At 28.7% G+C, this 11,283-nt stretch carries 10 protein-coding genes and 1 tRNA gene; 5 read left to right on the forward strand and 6 right to left on the reverse strand.

Going from position 1 to position 11,283, the window contains the following annotated elements; all coding sequences use genetic code 11:
* Nucleotides 1-114: 114 nt before the first annotated feature.
* Complete coding sequence (locus tag B5E92_RS06115; protein ID WP_087300230.1) at nt 115-537, reverse strand: hypothetical protein; 423 nt, start codon at nt 535-537, stop codon at nt 115-117.
* Between the two features lie 142 nt (nt 538-679).
* Here B5E92_RS06115 and B5E92_RS06120 point away from each other — a divergent pair, with 142 nt between their 5' ends.
* Nucleotides 680-1,339 (forward strand): hypothetical protein, encoded by a 660-nt coding sequence (locus B5E92_RS06120; RefSeq protein ID WP_087300232.1) that lies wholly within the window; start codon nt 680-682, stop codon nt 1,337-1,339.
* Between the two features lie 57 nt (nt 1,340-1,396).
* The gene (locus B5E92_RS06125; protein WP_087300234.1) at nt 1,397-2,635 is read left to right on the forward strand and encodes a 6-phosphofructokinase; all 1,239 of its coding nucleotides are present in this window, start codon (nt 1,397-1,399) and stop codon (nt 2,633-2,635) included.
* A gap of 20 nt (nt 2,636-2,655) precedes the next feature.
* Here B5E92_RS06125 and B5E92_RS06130 read toward each other — a convergent pair whose 3' ends face one another.
* Nucleotides 2,656-3,978: a PLP-dependent aminotransferase family protein gene (locus tag B5E92_RS06130; RefSeq protein WP_087300236.1), complete on the reverse strand. Its 1,323-nt coding sequence runs from the start codon at nt 3,976-3,978 to the stop codon at nt 2,656-2,658.
* Nucleotides 3,979-4,098: 120 nt separating this feature from the next.
* Here B5E92_RS06130 and cysK point away from each other — a divergent pair, with 120 nt between their 5' ends.
* Nucleotides 4,099-5,013: a cysteine synthase A gene (gene cysK, locus B5E92_RS06135; RefSeq protein WP_087300238.1), complete on the forward strand. Its 915-nt coding sequence runs from the start codon at nt 4,099-4,101 to the stop codon at nt 5,011-5,013.
* A gap of 22 nt (nt 5,014-5,035) precedes the next feature.
* Here cysK and B5E92_RS06140 read toward each other — a convergent pair whose 3' ends face one another.
* The 3 genes from B5E92_RS06140 to B5E92_RS06150 all read right to left on the reverse strand — a co-directional run bounded on the left by B5E92_RS06140 (nt 5,036) and on the right by B5E92_RS06150 (nt 8,430).
* The gene (locus tag B5E92_RS06140) at nt 5,036-5,773 is read right to left on the reverse strand and encodes a YiiX/YebB-like N1pC/P60 family cysteine hydrolase (RefSeq protein ID WP_087300240.1); all 738 of its coding nucleotides are present in this window, start codon (nt 5,771-5,773) and stop codon (nt 5,036-5,038) included.
* 11 nt (nt 5,774-5,784) lie between these two features.
* Entirely contained in the window at nt 5,785-7,929 is a 2,145-nt protein-coding gene (locus B5E92_RS06145) for a Tex family protein (RefSeq protein WP_087300242.1), read from the reverse strand.
* 66 nt (nt 7,930-7,995) lie between these two features.
* Nucleotides 7,996-8,430 carry an NUDIX domain-containing protein gene (locus B5E92_RS06150; RefSeq protein ID WP_087300244.1) on the reverse strand — a complete coding sequence of 145 codons (435 nt, stop codon included), beginning with the start codon at nt 8,428-8,430 and terminating at the stop codon, nt 7,996-7,998.
* A 101-nt stretch (nt 8,431-8,531) separates the two neighbouring features.
* On the opposite strand from B5E92_RS06150, the gene pepV reads away from it, so the two are divergent.
* Both pepV and B5E92_RS06160 read left to right on the forward strand, forming a co-directional pair.
* Nucleotides 8,532-9,902: a dipeptidase PepV gene (gene pepV, locus B5E92_RS06155; RefSeq protein WP_087300246.1), complete on the forward strand. Its 1,371-nt coding sequence runs from the start codon at nt 8,532-8,534 to the stop codon at nt 9,900-9,902.
* Nucleotides 9,903-9,948: 46 nt separating this feature from the next.
* A complete protein-coding gene (locus B5E92_RS06160; RefSeq protein WP_087300248.1) occupies nt 9,949-11,010 on the forward strand; it encodes an HD domain-containing protein in 1,062 nt (353 codons plus the stop codon).
* 72 nt (nt 11,011-11,082) lie between these two features.
* Here B5E92_RS06160 and B5E92_RS06165 read toward each other — a convergent pair.
* Nucleotides 11,083-11,156, reverse strand: a tRNA-Thr gene (locus tag B5E92_RS06165).
* Nucleotides 11,157-11,283 lie beyond the last annotated feature (127 nt).

The raw sequence follows: 11,283 nt of genomic DNA on the forward strand, positions 1-11,283 counted from the left end.
AAAATTGTATCATAGATATTATCATTTTTCTATATATAATCTTGGATTTAATTATTTATCTACAAATTAAAAAAGACAATAAATCCAGTTAGCTAATCAACTGAATTATTGCCTTTAATAATAATCACGTACTATATTAACCATATCTTCTATATATAATCGAGCCCCATCAATTACACATTGATCAATTTCTTTTAACTGCTTAAATGTTAATTTAAATGAATATTGTTCTCTCATCAGTGGTAAATTAGTTTCCTGACATAATTTAATCATATTGGTCATTTTATGATCATTTAAATAGAAAGCATTAAATAGTGCAATATTATGGACATTTTTTCGATCTAAATTTCTAATAAAATTTTCTAACTCACTATCTTTTCTTACTGAATCATCAAAACCAATCAGTAATAAATCAATAGTAGCATTTTTATCAAAATCATTAATTGATTTAGCATATGTTTTAACCCAGCGAGCCATCGCTTCGGCCACTGGTTTAATATGTTTGGATTTATTCGTATATATTACTTCTACTCTCATCGATATCACCATTTTTATTTTAAATTGCTAATGTGAACTATATGTTAACCATATTAAAATTATAAACAATAAATTTTTTCAAATCTATATTTTAATTATATAAATCAAAGAATGTGGCACAATATTATTTGAGGTGTAAATAATGGTCAAAAAAATCATTTTAATTGTTTTTTCACTCCTTTTCCTTAGCGGCTGTGTCAAAGGAGATGTAAATATTAAATATACTAATCTAGAAAAAGCTAATTTAATTATTGAATTATTATGCCAGAAAGAAATACTTTCTACATATGATACAACATTAGAAGATATTCAAAATAAACTTGCAGTAAACCAGTTAAAAAACTGGCAAATTAAAGAATTAAACGAATCAATCAATGGTGTAAGTTATGTCGGTTTTGCTCTTAATGCCCCAGATAATATTAATAACATGCTATTAAATTATATTAGTTATGATCAAGAAAATAATACCTATCAAGTACTATTTCCTAAAGATCTTATTGACAGTTTATTAAATAGCAGTGAATTACAAGACATCAATAATTCATCTCTTTTATCTTTAGAAAATATGGGATTAGAAATTAATTTAAAAATTTCTCTACCGGGTAAAATCACGGAAACTAATTACGGTAACATAAACAACAACGAAGTTAAAATCAATTTATTAGATTTTATTACGCAAAAACAAACAACCGAAATTAAAATCACCTCTAGTAAACAAAATTTTGATAGTCGCCTAATAAATATTCTTTTAATTATTATTTTAGTAACATCTTTATATTTCTTATTACGAAAAAAGCATTAACTACTTTTTTTTAATGTCTAAAAATGTTAGAATGTGTTCGTAATAAAGGAGAATAAAATGAAAAAGAGAAATTGTATTATTGGACAATCTGGAGGACCCACAATAGCAATTAATGCAAGCTTAGCTGGTATCATCCATAAAGCAAAATCAACAGCAGAATATGAAAATGTCTATGGAATGATCAATGGTATTAAAGGACTTTTAGAAGGCCGTTATATGGACTTATTAAAAGAATTTGATACCGGAGAAAAAATTAATGCTTTAAAACAGACTCCAGCGATGTATTTAGGATCTTGTCGTTTTAAATTACCTACATATAAAGAAAACGAAGAAACTTATGTCAAATTATTTGAAATCTTAGAAAAATTAGAAATTACTGATTTTTTCTATATTGGTGGTAATGATTCTATGGATACTGTTATGAAATTAGATGATTACGCCCAATCAATCAATAGCCCAATTAAATTTATCGGTATTCCTAAAACTATTGATAATGATTTAATGGGAACTGATCATACCCCTGGTTTTGGTTCAGCAGCTAAATATGTTGCTTCATCAATTCTAGAAGTAGTTCATGATAGTTTAATTTATCAATTACAATCAGTTACGATCATTGAAATCATGGGACGTAATGCTGGCTGGTTAACTGCAGCAGCAGCATTAGCTCGAAATGAATATAATGATGCCCCTGATTTAATTTATCTACCTGAAGTTGTCTTTGATAAAGATAAATTCTTAGATGATATCCGTGAAGTCTTTAAACGTAAACGTTGTGTTGTTATCGCTGTTAGTGAAGGAATTAAAGACAAAGATGGTCATTTCCTTGATGATAATTCAAAATACGCTAAAAAAGATGCTTTCGGTCATGTTCTTCACTCAGGAACTGGTAAAATGCTTGAATCATTAGTATTTAAAGAATTCCAATGTAAAGTACGTAGTATTGAATTAAATGTTCTACAAAGATGTGCTATGCATATTGGAAGTAAAACTGATTTAAATGAATCTTTTGTAATTGGTCAAAAAGCAGTAGAAACTGCAATGACTAAAAAATCTGGTCAAGTAATGGGATTTAAACGAATTTCTAATAACCCATATGTTATTGACTATATTTCTACTGATGTTCGTGAAGTAGCTAATTTAGAACAAAAGATTCCTACTGAATGGATCAATGATGATCATAATGGTATTACTAAAGAACTATATGATTATTTATTCCCATTAATTCAAGGTGAAGTTCATATTACTTATAAAAATGGTATTCCAGCTTATTATAGCTGCAAACATTTAAATCATTAAAATAGTGGTTAATGCAACCACTATTTTTTTGACCATATTTTTTTTAATAAACTTACCGCTTCATCAATATCACTTTCTAGGATTCCAGAAAATGAAAGTGCTAATTGATTACTACTGTTTTTAGTAACATTTATATTATTCCTTTTAGCAGTTTCAATATAATAATCTATTAAATCATCTTCTATTGCCATTGTGATTTTAAGAGCTGTTTCATATAATTCAAAATGATGATTAGGAAAAGCTTTCTTCAATTCATTCAATAAATGATTTCCTTTAAAACGATAGTGCTTACGCAAACGTTTTAAATGCCTAGCTAATTGACCATCTTCAATATACATTGCTAAAGCTAATTGTTCTAGTTTTGAAGCAGTTTGATGATAATCATTAACTTTTAAAAGAAAATCACTTACTAAATTATTTGGTAAAACCATATAACTAATTCTAATTGATGGTAACAACAATTTAGAAAAAGAACCAATATAAAATATCCGATCATTATCTAATTTAGACATCGCATCAATTGGTTTGCTATTAAACTTCAATTCACCATTATGATCATCTTCAATTATATAAACATTATTAGCACGAGCATAATTAATAATTTCTAATCGTCGCTGTTGTTTAATAGGATGACCATGATATCCCCCTGAAGAACTATTTAAATAAAGCAGTTTTAAATTAGTCCGCTGCAATCCTTCAATCGTTATTCCCTGATCATCAACTGGTAGTTTAACAACTTGCATATGGCAGTCATGAAAAACCGCTTCAGCCTGTTTAAAACCGCCTTCTTCTATACCTACTAAATTATCTTTTTTAAATAAACTGCAAATATGATATAAAAGAATTTGAAAACCAGCTCCAATGATATAATGGTCAACTGGTCGACTCAATCCTCTAAATTCATGACAATATTGCTGTAAAGCTGCTCTTAAAGCCTTTTCCCCTAGAGGATCGCCATAGCACATTAAATCATCAGTTTGATTCAAAGCTTTTTTTATGTATTTTTTCCAAATATCTAAATTAAAACTTTCATTATCGACTAAACGTCCACTAAAATCATAACGATAGGTATGATTATCTAATGCTAATGAATTTTCTGCTTTAACTGTTTTTTTTGATTGATTTTGATATTGAACATCAACAAAATAACCAACTTTTTCTTTAGCAAAAATATATCCTTCGACCAATAATTGTAAATATGCGCTTTCTACCGTTGTCCTGCTTACATCTAAACGTTTAGCCATTTGTCTAATTGATGGTATTTTTTCCTGATATTTTAAATAACCATTTTCGATATCATCGATGATTGTTTGATAAACTTGTAAATATTTATAATCTTTCATAATCAATCCCCTTTAAAATTATTATAAATAACAATTTTTTCCATGACAATGAAATAAATTTATTATTTCTCTACCATCTTTTCATAAATAGTGGTATAACTAAAAAAAGGATGTGAATTTATGAGTATTAAAAAAAGTGTTTTAGAAACAATCGGAAAAACACCATTAATTGAAATAGAACGTTATAAAGCAGCAAAAAAAATCAATAATAACCTATTTGCGAAAGTAGAATTTTTCAATCCTGGTGGCAGTGTTAAAGATCGTGTTGGTCTAAAATTAATTAAACAAGCTTATCAAGATGGATTAATTAATGAAAAAACTACTATTATTGAACCAACTAGCGGAAATACTGGCATTGGTTTAGCAATTGCTTGTGCCATCTATGGTAATGAGTTAATTTTAACTATGCCAGAAACGATGTCAATTGAAAGACAAAAATTATTAAAAGCTTATGGTTCTAAAATCGTACTGACTCCAGCCAAAAAAGGAATGCAAGGTTCGGTTGATAAAGCTAACGAATTAGCTGATAAAATTGAAAACAGTTATATTCCTGGTCAATTTGTCAATCCTAATAATCCTCTAGCTCATCAAGAAAGCACTGCTTTAGAAATCATAGAAGATTTTAATGATGACATTGATTATTTTGTTGCTGGTATTGGTACTGGTGGAACTATTACTGGAATTGCTCGGGTTTTAAAAGAAAAGTATCCAGATATTAAAATAGTTGGAATTGAACCTGAAGATTCGCCATTAATTTCTAAAGGAAAAGCTGGTCCTCATGATTTACAAGGGATTGGAGCAAATTTTATTCCTGATATTTTAGATTTAGATTTAATCGATAGTATTATTACCGTTTCTAGTGAAGATGCATATCAAGCCTCAAGATTATTAGCTAAAAAAGAAGGTTTATTAGTGGGTATTACTGCTGGAGCTGCTTTACATGGTGCTAGTAAATTACCTGGTGAAGATAAAAATATTGTTGTTTTATTACCAGATACTGGTGAACGTTATTTATCAACTGAATTATTTAAATAAAAAAGATGCCATGGCATCTTTTTTATGTTATTACTATTTGTTCATTATTTTTTTCTAATAGATAGACATGCTCTATATCATCTAATGTTTCTAAAAAATCACTTAAATCCGTCGGAGTAATAACTATATGATCAACTATAGTACTTGTTTTATTTATCTCGATATCATTAGCTAACAAGGCATAATAGACTAATTCACTGCAATATAAAGCACTATCATCATAAGTTGTCATACTATAATCATAAGGCGTATCTAAATAATCTAAAGCTCGATTTAAATAATTTTTTATGAAATTTTTATCTTCATTAAAACGATATCCGGTTAACGCTTTTAAATAAGATTCTTTTTTTAAATTAGCCATCTGATCAAGAGTCCTGATTTTCACCCCGGTAGAGTTGCTATCTAAAACCAAAATTTCATCTTTAGTTTGATAATGATTATTTATCTCTTGATAATATTTATCATCAACAGTAAATACTTCATTGAACTGCTGATATGTCCCTAAATAAAATATTGAATGTTTCCAACGGCCTGGAATAGCATATGAACTTAAATAATTAGAATTTTCAATATTAATAATATCCCCCGTTTTAAATAGTTCAATATAGCTAGTTAGTTCGTCATATTCAATTACTTCAGTTTCTAAAGTTGTTGTCTTAGGTAAAGCAACTTCTTGATCCTGGTTTGATTTTAAATTTGATAAACTAACTACACTTAACAACAAAACAACTATTCCTAGTAGAAACAATCTTTTTTTCATCAACTCATCCTTTAATTTTTAATCATACTTAAGGCAACACGATGTTTTTTTACATCAACATCAATGACATATACTTCAACAATGTCACCTATGCTTAGTTTATCCAAAGGATGTTTAATTCTTTCATTAGAAATCTTAGAAATATGGACTAAACCATCATTTTTTAACCCGATGTCAACAAATGCTCCAAAATCAACAACATTTCTAACTGTTCCTTCTAATTGCATTCCTGGTTTTAAATCTTCAATTTTTAAAATGTCTTTTTTCAACAATGGTGTTGGATAAGCATCTCTTGGTGAACGATTAGGTTTAATAAAGCTATCAATAATATCATCTAAAGTATAAGAATCAATTCCTAAATCATTAATTACTTTTTCTTTATCAATTGTTTCTAATTTTTTACTAATTTCTTTAGAACCAAGCATACTTGTATCAGCGTTGATTAGCTTTAACAATGCTTTAGCTTGATTATAGTTTTCAGGATGAATAGCTGTAGCATCAAAAGGTTCATTAGCACCTGGTATTCTTAAAAAACCAATTGCCTGCTGATATGTTTTAGCACCTAACTTACTAACATTTTTTATTTCCTTACGATTAGTAAATTTACCATGTTCATCGCGATATTTGATAATATTTTTAGCTACACCACTATTTAAACCTGAAACATATTGTAATAATGAAGCAGAAGCAGTATTAATATCAACACCGACACTATTTACCGCCTTTTCAACAACAAAATCTAGCTGTTCTTCTAATAGCTTAGGATTAATATCATGTTGATATTGACCAACACTGATTGCTTTAGGTTCGATTTTAACAAGCTCAGCTAAAGGATCTTGTAATCTTCTTGCAATCGATACTGCTGAACGTTCTTCAACTTGAAAATCTGGAAATTCCTCTTTAGCAAGTTTGCTTGCAGAGTATACTGAAGCACCAGCTTCAGAAATTATCGCATAATCTACATCAAGATGATTATCTTTAATTAATTTAGAAATAAAAGCTTCACTTTCACGGCTAGCTGTTCCATTACCAATAGCAATAATTTCAATCCGATATTTTTTAATTATATCTAATAAAATTTTCTTTTCTTTATCGTAATTATCTTTAGGAATCGTAATAAATACTTTATCAATTTTTAATACTTTTCCGGTTTGATCAACTACTGCTAATTTACAGCCAGTTCGATATGCTGGATCGACTCCTAAAACCATCTTATCTTTAAGCGGTGCTTGCATTAATAATTTTTCTAAGTTTACTGAAAAAACTTTAAGCGCCTGTTCACTAGCTTTTTCTGTTAATTCATGACGAACTTCACGTTCAATTGATGGTAATAATAATCGATTCAAACTATCTTCAACAGCTTTTAAAATATATTCATTAACGCTGCTGGTTTTATTTCTAGTTACGCCTCGATTTATATACTGAATCAAAAATTCTTTATCCATCACGATATTTACAGTAATAACCTTCTCTTTTTCAGCACGATTTATTGCTAAAATTCGATGTGAAACAATTCGATTTACTCGTTCATGGAAATCATAATACATTTCATATACTTTATCTTCATCAGGATTTTTCTTTTTTACTTTAGTTTCAATTGTTCCTGATTTATACATAATATCTTTAACAAATTTTCGATATTTAATATCGTCACTAATTACTTCAGCAATAATGTCTAAAGCTCCCTGGATAGCTTCAGCTTCGCTTGTTACTTTATCATTTAAATATTTTTTGGCAACTTGTTCAATATCACCATTTGGTAAACTTAAGATCCATTTACTCAATGGCTCTAATCCCTTAGCTTTAGCTTCAGTTGCTTTAGTTTTTCTTTTTTCTTTATAAGGACGATATAAATCTTCAACGATATTTAATTTAGTTGCCTGTAAAATATCTTTTTTTAACTGGTCTGTTAACATTCCCTTTTCATCAATTAAACGAATAACATCTTCTTTTCGTTTCAATAAATTAACCTGATATTGATAATATTTATCAATGTCTCTGATTTGATCTTCGTTTAAACCACCAGTAGCTTCTTTACGATAACGTGCTATAAAAGGAACTGTATTTCCTTGCTGTAACAAAGATAATACTGCTTCAACTTGTTTTTTTGTTATCTCTAATTCGTTTACTACTAATCCAATAATTTCTTCGTTCATATAATCTCCTTTGAAAAATGTCTGACCACTCTATTTTACTTTAAAATTACAAATTATCAACTAAAATTATACGTTAGCTTTACTAAAATCACGCCCTAGATAATATTCTTCAATAGTATAAATAATATCATTATATATTTCTTTATCTAACAATTCTTTTGCTTTTTCTATCGTTACAAAACAATAATCAGTGTGTTCATCGGAAAGGCGAACATGATCATTTTTTGGAATACATAAAAAGCCGATTCCAACTGTCTGATAATCTTCTCTAATTTTTGTAAATGTGTAAGCTGGTTTAATTATTACAATATCTAATCCTGTTTCCTCCTTTAACTCTCTAATCAAAGCCTGATTAGGTGTTTCTCCATATTCTAGCCCACCTCCAGGCAATTCCCAAAAACCTAGTCCATCTGTTGATGGTTTAACTCTTTTTAATAATAAAATCTTATTATCTAATACGACAATACCTTTTACAGTTATGTGAAATCTTACATTTTTCATGCTCTACCTCCTAATTATTTACTATATCATAACACTATTATTATTAAAATTGTTTAAAAAATACAACTAATAGTGTTATAATTATTTTCGAGGTGATTATAATGATAGATTTTAAATCGGAAGTACTAAAAATAAAAGATCAAATGCTTCAAGATATAAAAGATTTATGTGCTATTCCTTCAATGCAAGATGATAGCACGGTTGCTTTATTTGCACCTTATGGTGCTGCCAATCGTAAAGCGCTCGATGCCATGTTAGAAATTGGACGCCGTGACGGTTTTGAAGTTCAAGATGTAGATGGACATGCGGGTCATATTGATATTGGTAGTGGTGAAGAAACTCTAGGAATTTTAGGACACCTGGATGTTGTTCCAGTAAATGAAGCTGGTTGGGATACTAATCCTTTTGAAGTAGTTATTAAAGATGGTAAATTATATGGCCGTGGTGTAGCTGATGATAAAGGACCTTTAATTGCTAGTTACTATGCTGCTAAAATTGTTAACTCATTAAACATTCCAACTAAAATGAAAACTAGAGTTATTTTTGGATGTAACGAAGAATTAGGTAGCAGCTGTGTCAAATATTATTTTACTAAAATGCCTTATCCAACAATGGGATTTACCCCTGATGCTGGTTTCCCAGTTGTTTATGGTGAAAAAGCTGGTTGCAGTTTTGAGATAACTGGTAATGTTGAAAAAAATGGTTTAATTTATCTATGTGCAGGATCACGACCTAATATTGTTCCAGAAACTTGTGAAGCAATAATCGAAGGAAATCATAAACAATATGTTGATTCTTTCCAAAAATTTCTAAATAGTAATAATTTAACTGGAACTATCGAAGAAGAAGGAAATCATACTAAACTGGTTTTAAAAGGAAAATCAGCTCATGCTAGTACCCCTGAAGAAGGTATTAATGCTGTAGTTTATTTATGCAAATATTTAGCTACTGTAGTTGATAATAAAGTAGTTGATTTTGTATTGGAATATCTTGATGATTACCATGGTAAAAAATTAGGAATTGATTTTAATGGGGCTATGGGACCTTTAACTATGAATCTTGGTGTTATTTCTTATTGCAAAGAAAATTTAAAAATAACTTTAGATTTACGTTGTCCTCATGATATGGATTTTGATAAGATGATTGAAAAATTCCAAACAGCCTGCAGTAATTATCAATTAAACGAAAATCATGATATTGGTAAAGCTTTATATATTGATCCTAAATCTAAATTAGTTTCTACCCTACATCAAGCATATGTTGATGTTTCAGGTGATACTAATTCTAAACCACAAGCAATTGGTGGCGGAACTTATGCTAAATCAATGCCAAACTGTGTTGCTTTCGGCGCTGAATTTGAAGGTGAAGATAATTTTATTCATGGAAATAATGAAAATATTAAAATTGATTCGTTACTTAAAGCAACTGAAATTTATTGCAATGCAATTTATAATTTAATAAAAGCTGATTAAAATCTCGTTACGAGATTTTTTTCAATTATATAAACGGAGTATATTAATGAACAACTATATAAATAATTTGCATCCTGAAATCAAAGAATATTTTAAAATCTTATCACCAGAATTTCCAGATTGGTTAGTTGATTACATCGATACACTGCCAATGCAAAGATTGAAGCATATTAGCATGAACTGCGGTTTAGATTATTGTAAACTTTTTAATATCCAATACTGGTATTCAACCCTTGACCATAGTGTAGCAGTAGCATTAATTATCTGGCATTTTACTCATGATAAAAAACAAACTTTAGCTGGCTTATTCCACGATATTGCTACTCCGGCTTTTAAACATTGTATTGATTTTTTATACGGTGATACGCTAGTACAAGAGGCAACTGAAGAAAAAACAGCGCTAATGATTTCAAATTCAAAAGAAATCTGCACATTATTAAAAAAAGATAATATTAAAATTGAAGATGTTATTGATTATCATATATATCCAATTGCTGATAATGATACTCCTAGATTAAGTGCAGATCGCTTTGAGTATAATTTTTCTAGCGGTCTTAGTTTTTACCGGATTTGGCAATTAGATACAATTAAGGAAATCTATCAAAATATTGAAATACTTGTTAATGAAGATAATATAATTGAGTTAGGATTTACTGATTTAAAAGTTGCCGAAAAATACATAGATACTGTTTGTAAATTATGGCCTCAATGGATAAGTGATAAAGATCGAACAGCAATGCAGTTTATAGCAGATATAATAAAATCAATGAATTTTAGTGACTATTTAACTATCGATGATCTTTATACGCTTTCAGAAAGAAAAATAATCGAGAAGATTTTAAATTGTAAAGATGATTATCTTAAAAATAATTTTATTAGATTTCAAAAAACGATTTCATTTTATGGCAGCAATTCTTTTCAAAAAGATAAGTATTGTATTAATATCGATGTTAAAAAAAGATATATTACTCCACTAGTTAAACATAATGGTAAAATATATCGTATCAATGATATTTCATTAAAAGCCTCAAGAGATATTGAACAATATTTAAATCTAAAGCATTTTAAATATACTGGCTTTAATTTTGATTTTAAACCCTATAAATGATTTAAAAGACTACAAATATTGTAGTCTTTTAATAACGTTAGAAAATAAATGCTCTATCAATTAACTTTAAAATGGTGCCGGAGCCAAGAATCGAACTTGAATTTCATGATTACCATTCATGCGTTCTGCCATTGAACTACACCGGCATGGTGCAGACATATAAAAGTTAAAATAAGATTACCCAAATTGTTGCAGATAAGTGGTTACACTTTGCATTAATCAGGGTAATCTTTTTTGATATAATTCTTTCCTGTAAAGGAGTGAATTATATTG

Source organism: Erysipelatoclostridium sp. An15, assembly GCF_002160675.1.
Taxonomy (GTDB): Bacteria; Bacillota_I; Bacilli_A; order Erysipelotrichales; family Coprobacillaceae; genus Thomasclavelia; species Thomasclavelia merdavium.

Excerpts from the sequence above, each read along its gene's own strand:
- B5E92_RS06120 (WP_087300232.1), top strand. The coding sequence starts at position 680 with ATGGTCAAAAAAATCATTTTAATTGTTTTTTCACTCCTTTTCCTTAGC.
- B5E92_RS06115 (WP_087300230.1), bottom strand. The coding sequence starts at position 537 with ATGAGAGTAGAAGTAATATATACGAATAAATCCAAACATATTAAACCA.
- B5E92_RS06145 (WP_087300242.1), bottom strand. The coding sequence starts at position 7,929 with ATGAACGAAGAAATTATTGGATTAGTAGTAAACGAATTAGAGATAACA.
- cysK (WP_087300238.1), top strand. The coding sequence starts at position 4,099 with ATGAGTATTAAAAAAAGTGTTTTAGAAACAATCGGAAAAACACCATTA.
- B5E92_RS06150 (WP_087300244.1), bottom strand. The coding sequence starts at position 8,430 with ATGAAAAATGTAAGATTTCACATAACTGTAAAAGGTATTGTCGTATTA.
- B5E92_RS06125 (WP_087300234.1), top strand. The coding sequence starts at position 1,397 with ATGAAAAAGAGAAATTGTATTATTGGACAATCTGGAGGACCCACAATA.
- B5E92_RS06140 (WP_087300240.1), bottom strand. The coding sequence starts at position 5,773 with ATGAAAAAAAGATTGTTTCTACTAGGAATAGTTGTTTTGTTGTTAAGT.
- pepV (WP_087300246.1), top strand. The coding sequence starts at position 8,532 with ATGATAGATTTTAAATCGGAAGTACTAAAAATAAAAGATCAAATGCTT.
- B5E92_RS06130 (WP_087300236.1), bottom strand. The coding sequence starts at position 3,978 with ATGAAAGATTATAAATATTTACAAGTTTATCAAACAATCATCGATGAT.
- B5E92_RS06160 (WP_087300248.1), top strand. The coding sequence starts at position 9,949 with ATGAACAACTATATAAATAATTTGCATCCTGAAATCAAAGAATATTTT.